General features: G+C 26.5%; 14 protein-coding genes, 2 tRNA genes and 1 other RNA gene. 4 read left to right on the plus strand and 13 right to left on the minus strand.

Annotated elements, in window-relative coordinates:
• Positions 1–63 precede the first annotated feature (63 nt).
• The 3 genes from rplM (at position 64) to ACXYRR_RS02145 (ending at position 1,023) form a co-directional block, all read left to right on the plus strand.
• A complete protein-coding gene (rplM, locus tag ACXYRR_RS02135) occupies positions 64–498 on the plus strand; it encodes a 50S ribosomal protein L13 (RefSeq protein ID WP_435128939.1) in 435 nt (144 codons plus the stop codon).
• Positions 498–893 carry a 30S ribosomal protein S9 gene (rpsI, locus tag ACXYRR_RS02140; protein ID WP_435128936.1) on the plus strand — a complete coding sequence of 132 codons (396 nt, stop codon included), beginning with the start codon at positions 498–500 and terminating at the stop codon, positions 891–893. The genes rplM and rpsI overlap by 1 nt, the downstream gene beginning before the upstream one ends.
• A 53-nt stretch (positions 894–946) precedes the next feature.
• A tRNA-Ile gene (locus tag ACXYRR_RS02145) sits at positions 947–1,023 on the plus strand.
• Positions 1,024–1,085: 62 nt separating this feature from the next.
• Here ACXYRR_RS02145 and ACXYRR_RS02150 read toward each other — a convergent pair.
• The 3 genes from ACXYRR_RS02150 to ACXYRR_RS02160 form a co-directional block, all read right to left on the minus strand.
• Positions 1,086–1,748, minus strand: coding sequence for a hypothetical protein (locus ACXYRR_RS02150; RefSeq protein ID WP_458597586.1), 663 nt, complete (start codon positions 1,746–1,748; stop codon positions 1,086–1,088).
• A 75-nt stretch (positions 1,749–1,823) separates the two neighbouring features.
• A complete protein-coding gene (locus ACXYRR_RS02155) occupies positions 1,824–2,186 on the minus strand; it encodes a hypothetical protein (RefSeq protein WP_458597587.1) in 363 nt (120 codons plus the stop codon).
• A gap of 376 nt (positions 2,187–2,562) precedes the next feature.
• Positions 2,563–3,978, minus strand: coding sequence for a hypothetical protein (locus ACXYRR_RS02160; RefSeq protein WP_458597588.1), 1,416 nt, complete (start codon positions 3,976–3,978; stop codon positions 2,563–2,565).
• A gap of 228 nt (positions 3,979–4,206) precedes the next feature.
• Here ACXYRR_RS02160 and ACXYRR_RS02165 point away from each other — a divergent pair, with 228 nt between their 5' ends.
• On the plus strand, positions 4,207–5,274 hold the full coding sequence (locus tag ACXYRR_RS02165) for a hypothetical protein (protein WP_458597589.1): 1,068 nt from the start codon (positions 4,207–4,209) through the stop codon (positions 5,272–5,274).
• Between the two features lie 31 nt (positions 5,275–5,305).
• On the opposite strand, the gene ssrA is transcribed toward ACXYRR_RS02165, so the two are convergent.
• The 10 genes from ssrA to ACXYRR_RS02215 form a co-directional block, all read right to left on the minus strand.
• Positions 5,306–5,684, minus strand: a transfer-messenger RNA (tmRNA) gene (gene ssrA / locus ACXYRR_RS02170).
• Positions 5,675–6,121 carry an SsrA-binding protein gene (smpB, locus tag ACXYRR_RS02175; RefSeq protein ID WP_458597590.1) on the minus strand — a complete coding sequence of 149 codons (447 nt, stop codon included), beginning with the start codon at positions 6,119–6,121 and terminating at the stop codon, positions 5,675–5,677. The genes ssrA and smpB overlap by 10 nt, the downstream gene beginning before the upstream one ends.
• 81 nt (positions 6,122–6,202) lie before the next feature.
• Positions 6,203–6,931, minus strand: a complete 729-nt coding sequence (locus ACXYRR_RS02180; RefSeq protein ID WP_458597591.1) for a hypothetical protein — start codon at positions 6,929–6,931, stop codon at positions 6,203–6,205.
• 2 nt (positions 6,932–6,933) lie between these two features.
• Positions 6,934–8,340 carry a hypothetical protein gene (locus tag ACXYRR_RS02185; RefSeq protein WP_458597592.1) on the minus strand — a complete coding sequence of 469 codons (1,407 nt, stop codon included), beginning with the start codon at positions 8,338–8,340 and terminating at the stop codon, positions 6,934–6,936.
• A 100-nt stretch (positions 8,341–8,440) separates the two neighbouring features.
• Positions 8,441–9,097 (minus strand): hypothetical protein, encoded by a 657-nt coding sequence (locus ACXYRR_RS02190; RefSeq protein ID WP_458597593.1) that lies wholly within the window; start codon positions 9,095–9,097, stop codon positions 8,441–8,443.
• A gap of 302 nt (positions 9,098–9,399) precedes the next feature.
• Complete coding sequence (locus ACXYRR_RS02195; protein ID WP_458597594.1) at positions 9,400–19,425, minus strand: GDSL-type esterase/lipase family protein; 10,026 nt, start codon at positions 19,423–19,425, stop codon at positions 9,400–9,402.
• Positions 19,426–19,604: 179 nt separating this feature from the next.
• Positions 19,605–19,689 (minus strand) — tRNA-Leu (locus ACXYRR_RS02200).
• Between the two features lie 68 nt (positions 19,690–19,757).
• Positions 19,758–20,021 (minus strand): HPr family phosphocarrier protein, encoded by a 264-nt coding sequence (locus tag ACXYRR_RS02205; protein WP_435128905.1) that lies wholly within the window; start codon positions 20,019–20,021, stop codon positions 19,758–19,760.
• Positions 20,022–20,276: 255 nt separating this feature from the next.
• Entirely contained in the window at positions 20,277–21,599 is a 1,323-nt protein-coding gene (locus tag ACXYRR_RS02210) for an ABC transporter ATP-binding protein (protein WP_435128902.1), read from the minus strand.
• Complete coding sequence (locus ACXYRR_RS02215; protein WP_458597595.1) at positions 21,592–22,899, minus strand: ABC transporter ATP-binding protein; 1,308 nt, start codon at positions 22,897–22,899, stop codon at positions 21,592–21,594. Before ACXYRR_RS02215 ends, ACXYRR_RS02210 begins: the two co-directional genes overlap by 8 nt.
• Between the last annotated feature and the right edge of the window lie 8 nt (positions 22,900–22,907).

Consider the following 22,907-nt stretch of genomic DNA (forward strand, 5'->3'; position numbering starts at 1 on the left):
TTCTGGTATAATAAATTAGCATTTTTAAAAAATATGTCAATTTTAATTAACGTAGGAGGATGTATGAGACAAACAACTATTGTAAATACACAACAAGCAAATAAAAAATGATATGTAATCGATGCTGAAGGACAAGTTTTAGGTCGTCTTGCTGCATTTGTTGCTTCTGTTTTAAGAGGAAAAAATAAACCTACATTTACACCAAATGCTGATATGGGTGATAATGTTGTTATTGTAAATGCCGCTAAAGTTATTTTGACTGCTAAAAAAGATGAACAAAAAATTTACTACTCACACTCAGGTTATCCTGGTGGTTTAAAAAGTATTACAGCAGCAAAGTTAAGAGTAAAAAGACCTACTGCATTAGTAGAAAAAGCAGTTAGTGGAATGATTCCTCATACAAAACTTGGTAATAAACAGCGTCGTAATTTATTTGTTTATGCAGGTCCAGAACATAATCAAAAAGCACAAAATCCAGAAAGATTAGAGGTTAAATAATGAACCAAAAATTAGAATACCGTGGTTTAGGAAGAAGAAAATCATCTGTTGCTCGTGTTAAATTAACACCAGGAAAAGGAAAATTTTTAATCAATAAACGTGATGCTCGTGAATATTTAACATCTGATATATACTTAAAAGATGCTAATCAACCTTTTGTATTAACTGAAACATTCGGAACATTTGATGTTAATGTTAATGTATGTGGTGGTGGATTAAGTGGTCAAGCCGGAGCAATAAGATTGGGTATTGCTCGTGCTTTATTAGAAGCAAGTGCTGATTACCGTGCTATCTTAAAAAAAGCAGGAATGCTTACTAGAGATGCTCGTGCTAAAGAGCGTAAAAAACCTGGATTACGTGCTGCACGTCGTGCAAGACAATTCTCTAAACGTTAATTTTCAAATAATGCTAGATTATTATATAAATATGATATAATAGTCTTGCTTATGCGAGCGTAGCTCAGCTGGTTAGAGCACACGACTGATAATCGTGAGGTCGATGGTTCAAGTCCATTCGTTCGCACCATATCAAATTTGACTAAACAAAAGAAGGTTTTACCTTCTTTTGTTTTTGTCTTTATTGTTTTCTTAAATATTTTCTCGATCTTTGTAAAATAAAAATGCTTGATATAAGTCTTTATAAATTACATTACCATTGCTTAACTCTTTAAAATGATAACCAAAAATTAAAAAATAGAATATCGGTAGTGCAGATTTTGAGTTTATTATAAAGGCCTTTACAGATAACATATTCATCAAAAACTTCTTATTATTATCAAAAAGATGATACAATGGTTTGTTTTCATCTGATTTAGACTCTGTTTCACCACTTAAATATAATTCGCTTTCATCATATTCAAAGTATATTAGTCATTCATTGAAGTTATTTTTCATCTTTTTGTTTTTAATGTACATCTGTATTATAAAATAAAATAAAAGAATAATTATCAAAAGATATACAGCATCAAAAATATGAAAATAACTTAAGGTGTTAATCAAGTCGTTATCAAAGTTGATTATTTTATAAACAGATAAATTTATTAATAATTCATTTAAAAATAAGGAAAAAGTTATAAATAATAAGAAGATACCATATGAATATAGCTTATTTTTACTTTCTTTTATATATAACAATGCACCTTTTTTAAATAATATATTTGTTTTCTTTGCTTCAGAAATATGTATTAGTTTTTCTGTTTTATATAAAAGAAAATTAGTAAATGAATTATCTTGAACAAACAACTTAATCAATAAAGCAAATGAAAATAAAGATATTATGAAAAATAAATTTATAGTCGTTAGTATAATAATGGATACAATCATTATTTAAACTTCCTGATTAAAAAAATTCACATAATCCATATATAAACCATAAAAATAATCACTATGTTCTTCTTTAAAAGATTTGTGCATATCAAAGATAAAAAATGCAAAAATATCATATGCATCGGCTTTGAATAACTTTTTAAATTCCTTAGTTGTCATTATCCTATCCTTAAAATCAAAAATATTTGTTGGTAAATGTATATAATTATTTATCGGCAACCCACTATTAAAATAAATATTTACATCTAGCATATTTTTAGTATCTAAAATGTTTGTATTTTTTACTTTATAATCAAAATATTTAAGTACTTTTTTACCAAGAAAATAACCCTTAAAACAATATCTAAATGTGAATATATCCATAACCAAAAAGGCTATATATATAAATACAAAAAGTAATATCATTTCTGGGAATGTTTTAGAATTCAAATAATGATCTAATAAAATAAATAACAAAGTAAGTGGTGGTAAACTAACAAATCTAAAGATTATGATTATAAACCAATATAATATTTTTCGATTGTAGGTCAATAGATACTTACGAAACTTATATCAACCTTTAATAAAATTTATGTGGTATTCTTTAGTTTTTTGAGTTATATCCCTTATATATGTATCTTTTGTTATAAAAAAGAAGTTTTGATATCTTTTTGTATAAATAACAACAAAAAATATATGTACTAGAATCACAAAACAAATATTTATAATAAGAAAAATAAAAATATATTCTATTGTCATATTATCCTAAATTATCAGTTTTTGTTTTATTAGGTAATTTTCTTATATATCAATAATTATATTTTTTGTTATATACTTTTTGCAACCCTCATAAATGAAGTAATCAATCTGGCTTATCTAACATTTGATTTAAAGTTAATACTTCATTGGTTTTAAGATTTTTGAAAACTAAATTTCTTCCACCTATACCACCTTGGTTATAAGGTTTATTTAGTGGTGTTTCCTTTACAACTACTCATTCTACGGGTTTAATATTATCTAAATTTGATGCGATGTTTTTTAATTTATTCTCTAATGATCTTAGATAGTCATTTACATGAGCATTCATATTATCTATATTTTTAATTTCTAAACCAGATAAGACTCCATCTAGTATGTCAAGTTCAAATCAAGGAATATGAACAAACATTTTTTGCACAAATACACATTTACTTACTTTGCTAAATTTAAAAAAATTTCTTTTATAATTTTTAGCAAGAGTATAAATATTTCATGTTCATCCTGAAATTACATTCTTAGCATATGAATAACCTTCTAAAACTCCATCCAGCAATGATGATTCAGGTAAATTAAAAAATCCCTTTAATTCTTTTCTGTTTTTTATATAAGCATCTCTTTGTGTTTCAAAACTATTTATTATAGCACTTAGTATAAAAGAAGTTGTAGCAGACAAACCACTCGCAATGAATCCTAAACCCAAACTAAATATCCCTAAAAAGAAACTAAAAGCAGAAGCGACAGCAGTACCTACTTGTAAACCGTACATAATTTTTAGTCTTTTGTTATATCAAAGTATATTATCATTTATATCTTTATATGTTTTTACAATTTTATCTTTCTCTTTTTCAAGTTCAAAAAACTGCTTTGTAAGTGTTTTTGAGTTTACTTCATTATTATCAATATTAATAACATAACCTTTATTTGTATCTAAAATAACTCTTTTTATTTTTGTTTCATCTCGTAAAGATTCTTTTGTTTGTTCTTTATTATTAGTGATATTAGATTTAAAATTATTCAATGATGTCTTTAATTCTTTTTTAAATTTTTTATATCCATCATTTGAAATAAAATTGTTGATTTTTTCTTGTTGTTCTGGTGTAACTACATTTTTTTCTTTATATATTTTTACAAAATTACTTGCTAGTTCCTTAAAATCAGTTATGGAAATCTCATTGACTGCTTTTACTGTGCCTTTTTTCTTTGACATTAAATTTTCGACTATATTATCAAGTAACACATCTTTATTTTTAAACAAAGATTTAGACAAATATGAAACTTTTTCTAATTCATTATATTTTTCAGTATAAGTAAGGTTTTTAGTTAGCTTACTTTCTATTTGAACATTATTTTGATTTATTCCAGATAAACCACTTAGTCCTGCAATGGGTTCACCTAATTGAAAAATTACTTTTTTCATATAATTCCTTTTATGTTTTAATTTTATCAAAAATTTTGTATTTTATACAACCTATTTATAGACAAATATTAACTTAAATTATATGTTAAGCGATAAAAGTGTATAAGTGTTTCTTCATTTTTTTAATTAAAATGCATAATAATGAAAATATTTTCGTGTTTTTTAGGTAATTTGTCTTGAATTGCCAACTTTCGACTTGTTTTTTTTTTTTTTTTGTAAAATAAATCTATGAAACTAATAAGACTTATAAAATATTCAATTTCATCGTTTATACCTGTTATAGCCATTACAACAAGTTGTTCTAAGGTAGAAAGCAAAAAAGAAGAACCTAAAAACCTGGATATTTCATATGATTATGATATTTTTACTGTTCCATATCAATATACAAACTTTATCAATAAGTTAGAAGCACTAGATGCAAATGATTATGATTTTGTGATAATAAAAACAAGTAAAATTGGTATCACAAAGAAGTTTACAAGACAAGAATTTATCAAGCTACAAGCAAAAATTAAGTCAAACACTTTAAAATTTAATCTAGATACTAAATCAGAAACATTGCTTACATTAGATGCAAACAATGATAAAGAACTTAAATCAATTGAAAAAGAATTACAAAAGTTTTTTAATAACTATTATGTGGATATTAATTGATTTGAGGACACATTAAAAAATATGATTCATGATGCAGGTGGCGGAATTAGTGGTAGAATTTCATATCAAAAAGCAGCTCAAAACAATAAACTCAATGAATATAACGAAGTTGTAAGCGAAATAAAAAACTTCTTCATTAAAAATGCCAATATCAAACTTGCCGATGATTTGCAAATAACAGAAATTAATCAAAATATCAAACCAGGTTATTCGCTAAAAATTAAACTTAAAACAAGCGAGAAAAACTACGAATCAAATGTTATTAAAATTGACTTTTCAAAACCTAAAAAAGATTGAAACGATGCAAGAATTATAGATGAAAATTTAAGAAACACAATAACTAAGAAAATGAAAATTGCTATAAATGACTATTTTGAAAGAAATGAAAATGCAAAAAACTTTATAAAATTCATTAAACTATTAATTTTAATCGATGACAGAGGGATCATAACATCAAAAATTAGTAACTCTCTTTCGAAATTTGTTTGAGAAATGGTTTCTAAACTTCCTTTTATTAAATATGTTCCTTTCTTTTTGAAATATAAGTTAGAATTGATAACAAATAGTTTTGTAAATAGATTCATAAATAGATTCATAAATATTGCAATTGCATCACTGAAAAATAAAATCGCAGCAGGGTAAATACTCTGCTTTTTTTAAAAGGACAAAAAAATGGTGGAAGCAACGGGAATCGAACCCGTGTCCACACATAAATATAATTCATACTTCTACAGTTTAGTTTATTTTATTAATCAAATTATTTAAAACAAACAAAATAAATAACTTGATTTTAGCTTATTTAAGATTATTTATGCTAACTAATAACCCGATCCTTGTAAACCTTGTTTAATAGTCCAGGAAAAACTAAAAACAACTTGCTCTCTAATTCTTATGCGAAAGCAAAATTTGATTGTGTTGCAAAGAACACTGGTGAAACTTCTGGAGTTTCTGTTTTATTATCTTTTCCGTTTAAAAAAGCCTAGTAGAAATTATAGTCTTCCACACTACTGCGATACAAATTTACCTATATATGTCGAAACCATTATGCCCCCAAATAAGTTTTTAAAGTTTTTTGTAACCTTTTTTCAACTTCTTTTTTGGCTATTCTTTCACGTTTGTCATACTTTTTCAACCCTTTAGCAACTGCAATTTCAACTTTTATCTTTGATACTTTGTTAAAATAAATTTTTAAGGGAATAAGTGTAACCTGTTGAGTATCCAAAATATGTTTTAACTTACGAATTTCACTTTTATGCATTAATAACTTACGGATTCGGGTAGGTTCACATTTTACTTGCATATATTCTTTAAAAAATGCTTCATTTAAATATATTTCATTTTTATAAATTGAACCATAAGCAACATCAATACTTACAGAATTAGCGCGGGCTGACTTAACCTCTCATCCTTGTAGTTGAATACCTGCTTCATATTTATCTAAAATTTCATAATCTCGATGCGCTTGCTTATTATTTGCAATAATTTTCATAAGTTAATATATTATACAATTTTATTCGAATCATATAAAATGAGAATCTGTTTTTTATAAACCTTTATACATAATAATTTCTTAATTATTAAAATTTACATAGTCAAAATATAGCCCGTGATAATATGCCTCATGTTCTTTTCTAAATGATTCGTGCATTTTATAAATAAAGAATGCATATACATCCTGTGCATCTGTTTTAAAAGTTTTCTTAAAATAAGAAACTCTTAATAAGCGAACTTTATCGTCAAAAAATCATCTTGGGATATATATATAATTATTTGGTTTCAATCCGTTATTAAAATATACTGATGCATCTAATAGTGGTTGGTCTTCTATAACTATTGCTTGTTTAACACGCAGTTCAAAATGTCTAAGTGACTTTTTACTAAATAAAAAACCTTTAATATAAACATAGAATACAAACATAAATGCACTATAAGGAATAACTAACATACTTAAAAATTGAAATATTCAAATACCGGAAGATCCACCTTCTTTTTGATAAAGCACCATATTAGTAATATAATAAATGAAAATCACAATTAAGAGAAAACTTGTAATTGAAACAATATATAAAAGTTCTTTATAGATTTTATATATATATTTTTGTATTTTATTTCAACCATTAATAAAAGTAATGTGATATTCATTTGATTTTATTTTTATATCACGTTTATAAACATCTTCTATAATAAAACAAGGATATTGATATCTTATAATATACAATAAAATAAAAGTTGGCATCAAAATTAAGAGAATAAAACCCGCCATACCACCATTAATTCCTAAATAAAACTCTAATGGCATTTTTACCCTAAATTATCTATTTTTGTATGATTAGGTAATTTTCTTATGTAAAATTGTTTGGTTTTTGGGTTATAAACTTTCCTAAGATTTCATAATCATAGTTGTATGTCAGATTTTTTCAGCATTTCATCTATATTCAGAACTTGCCCAGTGCTTAGGTTTTTAAAAACTAAATTTTTTCCTCCTACTCCACCGTTACTATAAAGATCAGTTTGTAGTGTCTCTTTTATAACAACTCATTCAACTTTCTTAATCTCATCAATTTCTTTTGAGATAGCAATTAATTTTGATTCAATACTAGATAAAAAATTATTTATTTTAACTGCTACATCGTTTGTTTGTTTTATTTCGTTAGCATTAGTATATATATCGAGTCCGTCTAAGGCTAGTGATGGTATATGAATAAAAAGTGATTTGAGAAGTTTTGCGCTCCCTTCGATAGCGAATTTAAAAAAATGACCTTCCTTATAATTCTTTGCTGCTGAAAATATGTTAAGTGCGTATCCATCAATTACATTACGTGCATATCCATAACCATCATATACACTTTCACCAAGATTTTGTTTTGATGGTTTAAATATCTTTTGTAATTGCTTCATATTATTTAAATATACATCTCTTTGTGTTCTTATATTTGAGATTGCAATACTTAGACCAATTGATGCAGTCGTTGAAACTACTGTCCCGATGAAGCCTCAGCCCAAGCTAAAAAAACCTATTATTGTACTTATTACAGAAGCAACTGACATACTTACTTGTGCTGCTAATAATTTTTTTAGTGTACTATTTAAATAAACAAGATTATCATTTATATCTTTATAAATCGAATTTAATTGTTTTACTTGCTTTTCTAATTCAAAAAAGTGAATAGTTAATTTTTTTGAATTTTCTTGTTGGTTGTTAATATTTATTTGATAACCTTTTTCTCCATCTAAAACAATTTGCTGAATTTCTTGACTTGATCTATTTCTTCTTTTATAGTCTTCATATTTACTTCTTAAATCCGATTTGAAATTATTCAAGTCTTTTTTAAGTTTCTTTTTAAATTCTACGAATCCTTTATTGTTAATATAATCACTTAATCTACTTGCTTGTTGATTTGTAATTAACTTCTTTTGTTTATATATATTTATAAAGTTTTCAGATATTTGCTTAAAGTTTGAAAAAGTAATTTCTGTTGTTGCTTTTGTTACAGTTTTACTTTTTGAAACAATGCTTTCTGTAAGATTATCTAAAATTTTATTATTATCTTTGAATAAATCTTTTGTAAGCAAATCATCATTTATAAAATCTAATACAACTCTTTTTTCTTCATTTTGAACTTCTAATTTAACATTATGTGCTGGAACACCAGCAATACCACCCAAACCAGAAATTGGATCACCTAAATCAAATAGTAATTTTTTCATATTTTCCTTTATTATTTTATGTTTTCATTTTATCAAAATTCATAAAGTAGGACAAAAAGATTATCATAAATACCTGTTAATCCTTTCGTCCTACTTTGTATTAATTATATAACCCTTTTTTATTTATTCATTCATTTTTTAAATATAAAAATTGTTTATATAAATCTATATATATAAGGTTCCCGTTATGAACTTCTTTAAAATGATAACCTCAAGCAAAAAAATAATTCATAGCAATTATTTCTTGTTTTTTACTTGAATAGCCTATTAAATATTCATAATTTAGCAAAACCTTCTTCTCACTTTCATAATCAATATGATAAATAGGTTTATTTTTAAAATAGTTGGTTTCAGTAATTCCATTTAAAAAGTACTCATCTTGATGAAATTCAAATTTTTCTATTAAATTTTCTATTATTACTTTAGATTTTCTGAGTGCCTTGGTATATAATTTCAAAAACTTAAAAGTAACAATAAAATATATTACATATATAATATCTATCATCCTTATATAATTCAAATTTATAATTTCAGAATCTTTCATTTCAAATATATTATATTTTATTGCAATTTGTAGAGATATTTCTAATATTAATATCGCAAAAATTAATGATGTTAGAATACCAATACCAATTTTTTGATGTGTTTTACTTTTTTTAAGAAATATTTTTGCACCTTCTTTAAATAAAATATTAGTGTTTTTTGCAGATTCTAATCTAGAAAGTATAGTAATCTTATTAGTTACAAAATTAGTCATATTGTGCCTTATAAAACTTACAATACATAGTCAAGTACTTGGTGCAGCAGAAAAAATAAAACTAAAAATAATTACCATAATAAATATAAAAGAATCTCAATCCATAAATATATTTCCTTATTACTTTATTTTATCAAATATTGCTATTTATTGGAAAATATTAAAAACTTTCTTTATTACCTTGTGCAATAAACAAGGGAAGAAAAATTAGCATAAATAGTTATTAATCTTTTTGCCATCATTATCCACTCTCATAAGTATATAAAAATACTAGTCATAGCTAGTATTTTTATATAGTATTCTTATCTTTTTAGCGAACCACGAGCAATGGCTTCTTCTAAAACTTGTCGCATCAATTTACGAGTATGACGATCTCTTTGGGTAGGAGAATCATAGTAAATATAGGCTAATAATTGATCACTTCAATAATTTGTTATTCTTGTGCTATATGACCTATTTCCTAACACGAATTCTTTATTAAATCCTCCGCCTCTTGCCATTCCCATTGCAACCTTTTTATCTGTTGTAAGTTTATTAAAAATATCTTTATATCTAGGATCATTAATTGCTTTTTCAAAACCTGACCATAAACCACCCATAAAGTAACCTTCAACATCTAAACCTAAAACATTTCAGAAAGGTTCACCTGTTACACCTGCTCCCGTATGGATAAATCATAAGATAAATGCTGAAAGTCTAAATAATAGTCTGAATTCATCATTTTTATAAAAGTCTTTACCTATTTTATATTGATTTTTGCTTAGTTTTACAATCATTTGACGATATATAGGTGCAAAAATTGAACCTAGTAAATCCGAAACTTTATCTCCGTTCCTGAATATCTCTGTTATTCCACCATATACTACTCCATATGGTGCTGGCACATCTTTTTTAGCATTTGGTGAGCTTGGTTTATTCGATGAACCCGATGCATTCGAATTACTTACAGGTTTCTTTTTAAGTATTAACGTATCAATAAAATGATAAATCCCGCCTCTTTTGTTCATATCACTAGTTTCAAATAAAGAATTTAAAAAGCGAACATAATTTTCATCACCAATTGCATCTGCAATAAATGCAATTAGATTAGCTTGACTGCCCATTTTACCTATATCAATGTTTTTATGATCATTAGTTAATATCATGTATAAAGCACCATCTAAAAAAGCACGTTTTATATAAGCAAAATTATCTTTATTTTTACTTAATTGTATTTTTTTAATGTTTTCATATATGTTATTAACTATTATAGGTAATTCAGGACGTTTTACTAATGCTTTCATAAGGTTACTTATAACATTTTGGTATAAAGTTAGATGCTTGTTTTCAGTAAGATTAAATCCTACATTACGAAGTTTGGCAATCATCACTTGTGCAAGTCCTTTAGCAATTCTTGGATCAGGGTTAGACAATGTTTCTTTAACTCATGTAGTAAATTTAGATTTAAAATCTTTTGAATTAGGTGATTTAAATAAGATATTTATCGCGCTAAATCAATCATCAGCAATTTGATAATCATTTCCACGATCAACAAAATCACCTATGACCATATTAATAATATCACGGATATTTTTGTTTTGTAAAGCTAAAATAATTGTGTCATTAATTACACTTGGATCATTGAAAACTCCGTCTTCAACTAAAACCTTAGAAATGTTAAGATCGTGAATTACTTTAGTTATTTTGATCTTATCATCTAACAGGTTTGATACTAAATTAACCAATAACTCCTTAGCACCAGCTTTATGCTGTGTAATAACTTGATCATTAATAACTTTTTTAATAAATGGAAAATCAGTAACTTTTATCGTTTGTAGTGCATTAGCAATAAATTTCGATTTAAATCCATTAAAATCATTAACCTGTTTAATGGTTTGTACCATTGAATCAGCAAGGTTATCAAATACACCAATTCGATTAAACATATTGCCAAAATCATTTGCGAATGCTTCGATAAAGTCATTAATATTAGTTGATTTCTTAACATTTAAAAATGATACTGCTTTTTCAATCACTGATTTAATTGCTGTTTTAGTTGCAGCTGATGATAAACCATCTAAAGCAAGTTTTTTAATTGAATTTTTAAACTCACTTTCATTTGCTGCTACTGAAATATATTTTTTAAACACATCGAAAAAAGTGTTTGAATAAGCAAATGTATTTACATTATTTATGTAGTATTTAGCAATATTTGTAATTAATGTTTTTAATGTATCTACTTTTAAAGCAGAATTAATTAAATTAGTAAATTCGCTTTGTGATAAAAATCCATTTGTAATAAATGCTTGTGTTTTTGCATCAAAAGCATTTCAAATAAATCCACCAAAATCAACTTTTTGTATTGCTAATTTAACTATATTTTCAACTAAAATAATAAAATCATTTTTGTTTTGTTGAATACCATTTTCTCAAACTACATCGTTAAGTAAATCAATGATTTTTGCTTCATAATCATGAGATGAAACAAATAACTTGAAACTTTCTATTAATTTATTTAATACACTATTAAAATCAAAATTAAGTCCATTTCTTGCTACTTCATCAACTGATGAATCAATTAATAAATCTGTAACAGGAACATAATGATTAACTTCTTTAATTGCACCTAATAAAGCTTTTACTAAGTCTTCTTTATGTGATACATTAGTTAATAATGCAGCAAAGTCTGAGTGTTCAAGTTTATGAATAGCAAATTTAGCAATAAAGTTCTTGATATCATCATTTTTATAAAATAGAGATATTAATTTCTTACCAATAGTTTTTAATGAATTTTTAAAATCATCATTATTGAATATATTTTTAATTAATTCAGAAAGATTATGTGAGTTTTTAATAACATCATATCTACTTATAACATTATCTAATAAAGTTGCTATTCTTGATTTAATTTCATTATTTTTTAACAAACTTTTAATTACTTTTTTAAGTAACTCTACATCAATGCCATTGCTTGTATATGAATTTGGGTTCTTGAAAATATAAGCAAACATTTGATCGACAAATGCATCATTTTCACTTATTGAGTTATATAAAGCAACACCAATTTGTACTACTGTATTTTTATGATTTTTAATATTTTCGAATGTTTGTAATGCCGCAATTAAAACATTATCATTAAATACAAACAATTTTGGTATTTCAACTTTTAATTTTGCTGCATATGCTGCAAATGAATCCGTTGATGCAAATGTATCAGTTAATAAGTTAATTAAGGGTTGATATACATTAATTTTTTGTAAAAATGGAATTATTGAAGAAATTAAATCATGAATTAATGAAATCTTATTAATACCAGCAAGATTTAAGCCTAATTGAGTTATTCATTTATCTAAAACACTTGCTAATATATTTGAAACCGTTGTGTTGGTTAATATATTTTGAATTCCATTTGCAAAACTTGTTTTAACAAAATTTGCTATATTGGTATTTTGTAGTAAATTCTTAATTAAAGCAAAAGGGTTGTTTAAATATGTGATTCAATCGGTATTTTTAATCAATTCAGGTACAAATGTTTGCATTGCTTGAGTTGATAATGTATCGTTTAATACTACTTTTACAAGTTGTTTAATATCATCTTTTGAAATAATCGATAGTATTTGTTGGTTATTAATTGAATCGATTGCAGAATTGATAAATTTATCAAAATATCCATTATTTTTTAAATGAATTAACAGTTGTGTAACAACCTTAATAAAGGATTCTTTATGTGTGACAATAACGTTTGTAGCAAGTAGTGAATCTACATATTGCTTAGGATTTTTAAATACTTTTTCAGTAATAATTTGTGATATTTGATTAGGTATTTGAGCAATTTTTACTAATACATCATCAGTACTTGAAGCAGCTTGTTGCAAGGTTTCAAATACTTTTTCGATAATAGGATCAATTAATCCAATGTGATGCACAACATCTTTGATATTACTTACAAAAGCACGAATAAATACTTCATTTTCTGTTACATTTACACCATTTTGAACAAGTAAATTCTTAATGAGTTCATAAAGAGAATTATTGATATCAGAATTTTGTAATAAATCATCAATAAATGCTTTTAAATCAACTTTTATAGAATTTATATCTATAACTGTTAATAATTTTTTAAATAAATCATTATATGAAGTAACATTTTCAAATTCGTTAATATGTTCAATTAATTTACTAAATGTTGCATTAATTAAATTGTGAAAATGAATGTTCTTCAACATTGCTTTAGCAACATCTGAAAGTTGACTTAATCCGATAAAGTTTTGAATCTGTGTTTTTGTAGCAGTTGGTAAATTATTTATCAATTCATCAACAAAACTTCCATCACCTAATTTTGTAATTATATTAGTTATAATAGTGATAATATCGGTTTTATTTTCAGTAAATAATCCAGATTTAATTACTGCTTTTAATAACTTAATAATATTTTCTTCTTGCTTATTATCCTTGTTTAAACGAGCTTTAAATCCATTTAAAATCGCATTAGCAATACTTGTAAAATTAAAGTTTAATCCGTTGTTTTGCAACGATGCATAAATTACTTCAAAAGTTAATTCACTTATATCAAGTTGACTATCAACTATATCGTATATCTTGATGATGTTTTCAGCGAGTTTATTTTTATCATTTACCCCTTTTAAATATGGTTGCAACACTTCCTTATTTAAAAGTGATATTACAAGTGATTTTAGTTTTTCTTTAACAGATGCTTTTGAGACAAATTCTTTGATTAAAGCTACTACTTTTTCTTTAATAGAATCTTTTAATCCAGTAATATTAAAAATTGCTTTAACTAACTGGTTATATGAATCAGGTGCTTTTAATGATGAAATATGATCAATAGCACTATCACCAAGTGATTTAATGATTTCTTTAGTTTTTGAATCTTTAAGTATAGTTTTAATCAAATCTCTTAAAGCACCCTTTGTAAATCCTAGGGTAGTTTCTACTGAATCAACCGAGATTTTTTCTGCTAATGCTTGTGTATTAGCATCTGTTCAATATTTATCTAATAATTTGTTAAAAATTTGTTTTAGTCAATTGTGCTGATTTTGCACAAATTCTGAATTTAACAATACTTTTACAAATGCATAATTATTTAAATCAATTGCTGATAATAATTTATTTGTAAATAAACTAATTAATTCATTTGTATTAGTTGTTTTATTAATTTCAGCTACTGGTATAGCAAGTATTTTATCAATAATCGAAACATTACTATCAAGGTTATTAATAGCCTTAAGTAATGGGTTTAATTGATTTAATTGTTCATCACTTAATTTTTGCGATGCATCTATAATCTGATTTGAAACTAATGCATTATTTATGATATCCTTAAAGATTAAAATGTTGTTAACAAGACTATTAAAGATATAGTTAGCAACCGTTGCTGTATATGCTGGATATTTTTTAACTGCATCTGAGTTATAAAGTTTTTTAACTAAATTATGTAAGTTTTCAATAACTTTGGTTTGCAACTGTGATGCTAATGAAGTTTTTAAAGTTGCTACTCTTTGATCAAAAACTGATTCAGAATCATCAAAGAATGTTTTTAAGTTATTTGCAACTAAGTCAATAATTCCTAATTCTTTTGCTCATGAATATGCTTCTTTGAGAAAAATATTTAAAAACTGATGAGTTTGTGGATCATTATAAATTTCAACAAAGTTAAATTTTATAACATTCGATAGAATGGTATTAATATTTGATACCAAGCTATCATCATTTAAAATTTCATCGATTCAAGTTGTTAAACTAGTTTTTAGTTGTTCTCCGTTAATAGATTTAACAACATGATTCAATAAATCTTTGATACTGTTTATTGATTTAAGATTTTGGATGTTATCTAAAATGTTATCAACAATTCCTTTAAATAAATTTTTAGTAGATTCTTTATTTAAAAATGAATAAATAATTTGATCACTTATTTGTTCTGATGTATATTTATTAACTTCTGCTAAGGTTGCTTGTGGAAGTAAGTTCAAAATTTTTGAACCTAAATGTTCATCTGTTTTAAAATGGTCATATACATTAATAAAGATTTGCTTTAAATCGTTTTTATGGTTTGAAATGAAATTATCTGGCAACCCTTTAATTAAGGTAATAACTTTTTGTGAAATAACATCTGAACTAAACTCGGATGCTATTTCATTTGCAAATAAATTAAGTATCTTTATAGGATTAGTATTTCTTGATTTTTGATATAAATCCAATGCTTTAAATAAATGTTCTACAACTTTTAAATTATCAAATTGTGATAATAAATAGTCTAATAAATCAGAAATAAGTTGGTTTTTATTAGTAGTATGTGCAAAGATTCATAAATTACCTATTTTTTCACTAATAATGTTTGCTAATAACTTCTTCAATGTAGCGTCGGTTTTATATTCATTAATAATGTTGGTAATCGATTCTTTGTTTGAACTTATAAAGTTAGTGTCTTTTAAAAATAGATTAATTATGTCTATTCAACTATTTGCATTAACAAACTCTTGAGAGTGATCTATGATAAATGCTGTAAAATTGGTAAATATAGAGTTAAACGCAGTGTTTTTGATTATCTTATCAAACAAAGTCTTTGATTCTGTCTTATTAAGTCCTAAAACACTCTCTGGGAGCATTTTGTCAAGTGCTGCTGAAGCATATTGATCTTTAAATTTAGCAAAAACTTTATTAATCAACTCTTTTAATAATTCTTTATTTGTAGTAAATAAAGGGGTATTTAATAAAAGTTTATATAAATCAAGATCGCTAAAGTCAAATAATGATATTAATTGCGGTAGTTTTGATAATAATGAATTTACATCATCAGAAGTTGTAACAAGTTCAATAACTTGTTCAATTAAAGGATTTAATTTATTTAATGACTTAAGTACACTTAAAGCACTTGGATAAACAGAATTAAGAACAGGTAAAAACTTTTGATCAAGAGCGAAACCATTTGCATTTGTAACTTCATAAATTATCTTAGCGGTTGTTTTAGTTAGATCATTATTATTAATTACATCTAAAAGAATCTCTTTAATTTCTTTATTTATAACTTCTTTAACTTTCGGTTCTTTTAAAAGAATTGAAACAAGTTCTTTTGGTGATGATAGTTTATCAAGTAAATCAGGATTCTTTAAAACACTTTCTAAAAGCGCAACTACTAACTTCATTGTTTGTGGACGATTTATAACATTTAAAGTTAATTGCAGAATTTCATTTTTATCAACATATTTTGCTATTTGTGGTTTATCAAGCAAGTTGCTTAATAATGATGTTATACCATTTGAAAGCACACCTGATTCTTGTAATGAATTTAAAACGACAGCAGCGGTATTTAACACACCATTTGAATTATCTTTAATTCATTTTTGATTCAATAAATCCTTAATTTGAGTAATTGTGTTAGTAGTGTATTTGTTTTTAATGATTGCAAAAATTGCATCCGGGATTTGAGCAAGAATTTTTATTGGTTCATTCGATGTTTTAACTGCCTTAAGTTTATCAATAAATGCATCAATAATCGGATTGATAAGTTGTTGTTTTTGGATATATGGGATGATATTTTGTGAAAAATCACTTATAAACTTGATATTATCTGAATTCTTAATATCTATCCCAAATGTAGTAAGCGATGTAGACATTACATCATTGATGATTTGTGGTAGTTCATTATTAGTTAAAATATTATTAAAAATTGCAATTAATTGTGGTTTAAGATTATCAATTGGTAAATGTTGTATTGCATTAGCAATTAAATCATTTAGGCTTTGCGCTTTATTATATTCAGCAGTATTATTTAAAATCGCATCTAAGGTTGCTTTTAAAATATCAAGTATTTGTGGTTGACTAAATACTAAATTAATTAACTTATCAAGTGATTTAGTTGGGATATATTTTGCAACCGAACTATTAGCAAAAAGGTTAGATACAGATTTTGAAATCCCTTTTAATGTATTTAAATCTAAGGCATTACTGATAATTTGTTTTATAAATGCTTTATGATGCTGCAATAAATCAGAATTTAAAATTATTTTAATAAAATCAAGTAATTTTGGTTCATTTTGCGATCCAATAAATTCTGTTGTAATTAAAGATCTTAATGCTACTGAAAATAAATCACCGATACGGTTGTATCCGTAATATGGAAAACTATTCAATGTATATGAGGTAAATTTATCAATTAGTTGTTGGTTATCATTAAGTTGTTTTAATAATTTAATTAAATCATTTATAACAACATTTACTTCATCAGATGTGATATTTGCTGTTAAATTATTTTCTTTTAAAAAGTTATAAAGAAATTCTGAAGCAACTGCCTGTAGTTTAGGACTAGTTAAAAACTCGAATAATAAGGCATTAAGATGACTAGAAATGCGAGTATTGATTTGTGGATCTTTTAGTATATTTGAAAACACATCAGATAAATTTGAAACATCTGTAAAGTTATCTGGATGTAAAGCATATGAATCCGCAAATGCTGAAACTAGTTCTTTAAGATGCTCAGAATTTAAAACAGAATCAAGTATTGATGAAATATCAGATTCTTTAACATTATATTTTTTAATTGGTGCTAAAATCGCATTCATTACAGCAGATTTTACATTTGGTCCGAATACCTTAATTGCATTATTTAAAATGGTTTTTAAAGCATCAGCAAACTCTGTTTTATACTCTTTAACCATATCACTTGAAGCAACAGCAGAAATTACTATAGCAAGGTTATCTATATTTAAAATAGAGTATTTAAATGCTGCAGAAACATTATCTAAGGTAAGTTGATTTTGTTCTTGATATTCTTGTAGTTGAGTTTGCAAGTTATATAAAATTCTTTGTAAAGTATTTGAACGAAGTAAAGATTCAACTAATGAGTCCTTAGCAAATTTACCACTAGCAACTTTTTTATTAAACAACTTTGCTAACTTACGCTCTGGATCTAAAACATTATAAATAGAGTTATTAGTTAAAAAATCAAACGCTTCGCGAGTTAGATAAGAAAAAGTTTCAGTTAATTCTGCAATGCGATTTCCAAAATTATATATATCTCTTTTGTCATCAATTTCTTGTTCATAATTATTTTCTACATCTAAATATGAAGCAGTGTTTGGTCCAAAAAGTTGTGAATTAGGAATAATAGGTTGGATTTGGTATGTTGCACTATTGGCATCAAAATCCAAATATTCTTGTGAAAAATCATACCCTTTATAATCATTAATATTTAGTGATGGATTAGTGATTTTTAAATATATATCCATTGCCATTTTTTTGTATCCAAAAGTATTTGGATGGATATCGAAAAAGATAGTAGATAATTCGGAAGCATGTTTATTTCAATAATCATTATTAACAGGTTGGATAAAGTTAATTTTATTAATAATCGCAGTCTCTCGAATTCCTTTGTTTAAAACATTTACCAAGATATCAAGTGGTGAAAAATCTAAACTTCCACCTAATAACTTAGCTACATATTCTTTTATCACATTGGCAATTGATAACATCGGAGTAGGATAACCGATAAAGTTTATATTAGCATTTGGAGCGAATTGTTTTAAATTTGCTACGAATGTTGTAAGTCTTTTTTGTGTTTCTCTTAACGCATTATTAAATAACTTGTTTATTAAAACAACTGCATCAGAAATAATTGCTTGACCTTTTAAATAATTTTTTATTAAGTTAGTTACATCATCAGTTGCTAAGTTTTGGAATAATAGAAACAAGATATCATTAGCAGATAACGAAAAAGTAACCAAGTTTGCTTGTTGTAACTTGTCTTTTATTTGTTGAGCTTTTGCTTGTCAGTCATTTCCAAAAATACTTAATGTATCTTCATCCTTAACAAGTGAATCATCATAAGGGATTCCAAGTAACTTGATTCAATCAAGTAATCGAGAACCAGATACGGCAAAATTATTAAATGCTTTAACACGGTGGTTTTGATTTAACAAACGAGCTAAGTATGCAGGATATGAAACACCCGAAATACTTCCATCACTTTCTAATTGACCAGGATATGATTGTGGCAAGGTTCCATCAAATCCTTCAGTAATCGAATCACCAATCGCTACATAACGAATATCTTCATTAGCAGGAATAAAATGTTCTGATTTTTTACGTTTTGCCTCATCAATATGGTCAAATTTTTGATCACCTAAAATATTTAAATTTGACAATGTGCTCTTAGGTGGTTGTACAGGTTGTTGTGGGAGTTGAGTATTAGGTATAAGAACTGGTTTTTGATAAAATTCCTTGCCTCCACGAGGTAATTCTTCAGAAGAACCTGGTGCCTTACATGCAACTGCAATAGTAGTAGCTGCTAATAAAAGGGTGGAACTTGTTATAAGAAACTTTCTTTTTTTCATACTTCCTTTCACTTCATTATATATTTTATATATAATGACTTTTTTATATAATACCACATTTATCCAAAAAAAGAATGATTATTGGTCGCTAAATACAAGCAAAAAGCACACATATAAAGATTGAAAAGAAAATTCAATCCTTGTATGTATGCTCTTAATATAACTAATTTGATAAATTTTGGTGCCCAAGACAGGACTTGAACCTGCACGGATTGCTCCACTAGATCCTTAGTCTAGCGTGTCTGCCAATTTCACCACTCGGGCTTTTTGTTTTTATATTTTAGCATATTTTTACAAAAAAGTTAAAAAAATTAAAACGCAAAGCATTTTAATTAAATTAATTCGTTCTTTACAAATACATCATGAATGGCATCAAATGCTTCTTGTTCATCTTCGCCCATAACTTTAACAGTTACTTCTGCTCCACATTTAACACCTAAAGACATAATATTCATAATTGATTTTAAATTCGCTTCACGTCCACCTGATTGTAATTTAATATCAGATTTATATTTTGAAGCTACAGTTACAAGAATTGAAGTAGGACGTGCATGAAGTCCAATCGGATCAACTATTTTAGCTGTAAATTCTTTCATAATAGCCTTTCATTATTTTATTAAATATTGCTACAAATGATAGCATGAATAAAATTTTATACTTTTTTTACTGTTTTTCACTAAAATAAAGTAATATTTTGTTAAATATTTATCATATTTGTGGAATAAATCGCATATTTTATGTGATTTGAACTTTTTCACCTTGTATATAGACATAAAAGTAATATAGTTATGAAAATAAAGTGATTTATTTGTTTACGATAGAAACAAAAAAACCTTGCAAAAACAAGGTTTTTAATATTTTCCTGCTTGTCAATCTGCAACTTCTTGAGCAGTTCCGAGCACAAAATGATCATCGTTTATTTTAATTCATTCAGGTTGGTTATTTTCATCATATTTATGCATATTGATATCATAAACATATCCAACCAAACTTCCTTTGCTTCCTTCAATTGAAGGAACTGCATCAAGTAAGCTTTTGGTATATGGATGCAATGAATGATTCATAATTTCTTCGGTTTTTCCTACTTCTAACAATCTTCCTTTATTCATAACAGCAATTCGATCAGAGATATATTCTACCATACGTAAATCATGTGCTATGAATAAAATTGTAAGTTGATACTTTTCTTTTAATTCATTGAAAATATTAACCACCTGCGCTTGTATAGACACATCAAGTGCTGAGATAGGTTCATCTGCAACCAATAGCTGCGGACGCAGTACAACAGCACGAGAGATACCAATTCTTTGTTGTTGTCCACCTGAAAATTCTAATGGATATCTACGCAATACTGATTCATCTAAACCAACAGATCTTAATATATCACGAACTAATAAACGCTTACATTCTTTTTCAGTATGTTTACTTAATTTATCACGTTCTGCTCTAAGTTCATCAAATAGTTTAGTTATATGTGGTTGATTTAATTTAATCACTTGGTTATATAAATCTACAAAGAATGCTTGATATGAAATATCTTCATTGGTTGCTATTTTAATATCTAATTCTTTTTCATAATTTCCAAAAAATTGTGGGTGGTTTTGTTGTGAAAACTCTTTATATAATTTTACTTTTGCTTCTTGATCATAGTTATACAAGAAAATTTCTTTTGCATTTTTGGTATTAGTTAAACCTTCTGAAACAATTGCTTCAACATTAGCATGTGGATTTAACGAGTTGGCCGGATCTTGAAAAATCATTTGAACTTTGTTGGTTAAAAAGTTTTCAATTGCTTTATATTCAGCAAGTTTTTTACCTACTTTGAACCCACGAGTAAGTTTTCTCGGTAAGGTTTTATCAAGTAGTTTAATTTCACCAAAGCTATAAGGAACCAATCCCACTAAAGCACGACCGATGGTGCTTTTACCACTCCCTGATTCGCCAACAAGTCCTAAAACTTCACCTTTATAAATGTTTAAATTTAAATCACTGACTGCTCTAAATGCTTTAATTCCACTTCCATAAGTGATATCAACATTGCGCATAGTTACTAATTCACTTTCACCATGCTTTGGGCGTAGCATTTCTGCTACACCTTTAGTTTGAGTTCGTCAAACTTCTTTTTCACCAAATAAGAATCTTTTAACTTTATATAATGTTCTTTCGTTACTCATTTTCAGCTAAAAATTCCTTTCATAATCTTTGGATAAGTTCAGGTGGTTGGTATTTTGGAGCTTGTGGATCTAATAAAGCAGACTTAACACGGTGAGTCTCTGAAACATAATAAAAATCTGGTTCAATTTCAAAGTCACGCCCTAATGCATAATCATTTCTTACCGCAAAAGCATCACCTTTGATGTTATTTAAACTTGATGGTACACTTCCACGGATGGTTGATAAACGACTTCCTTTGTTAACATCGGGCATGCTAAGGATTAACCCCCATGTATATGGATGCTGTGGATAGTGTAAAATTTCATGTGCTGTTCCTTCTTCTATGATTTGTCCTGCATACATAATAGAAATGTAATCTGAAATCGATGCAACAACACCTAAATCATGGGTAATAAATACGATAGATAACTTTAATTTAGTTTGTAAATCTTTAATAATGTCTAAAACTAATGCTTGCACAGTTGGATCAAGGGCAGTGGTTGGTTCATCCATAACTAGAATTTTTGGTTCTAATGCAACTATTGCAGCAATAACTACCCGTTGAACCATACCACCAGACATTTCATGTGGATATAACTTCATAACTGCTTCAGGATCATTTATTTTAGTTAGTTTTAAAAACTCTACAGCACGATCATAAGCTTCTTTACGGGTTTTAACAACCTTATTTAACAGCATCCCTTCCATAATTTGTGTTCCTACTTTCATTGTAGGATTAAGTGTTGACATTGGGTTTTGGAATACAGCAGAAACTACACGACCACGATAATGTGAGCGCTCTCAATCGCGAAATGAGAATTTTTCAACATTATTGTTGTATAAAAGAATTTCTCCACCATCGATAACAGCATTATCACCAGTAAGTCCATATAGAAGTGATGTTATTACTGATTTTCCTGATCCTGATTCACCGATAATTGCATGAACTTTACCTTCATAAACTTGCAAGCTTGTTCCACGAAGCACAATATTTTTTTCTCCTGGACGAGCTGGGTTAGTAAAAGAAAGTTTAATATCTTTTATTTCTGCAGCAATTTTTAATTTACTTCCATCTTCAAAAGTTCGGTATTGTACATTTTTATAAAAATTATCTCAATTGAAATAAGAACGTTTGAAACGGGAAAATAAAGAAAATTTCTTTTGTTTTTTTGAAACTTGTTGTTCATAGGTTTTTGTATCAATGTTAGTTTGTTGATTTAAAGATTCTTGATTTTGGTTTTTTAAACTTAAATCATTAGTAGTTTTGTTAGTTTTTGTATCAAAACGTCTAAATCATCTACTATTTTGTTCTTTTCTCACAATAACCT

The organism is Mycoplasma sp. 246B, from assembly GCF_054353935.1.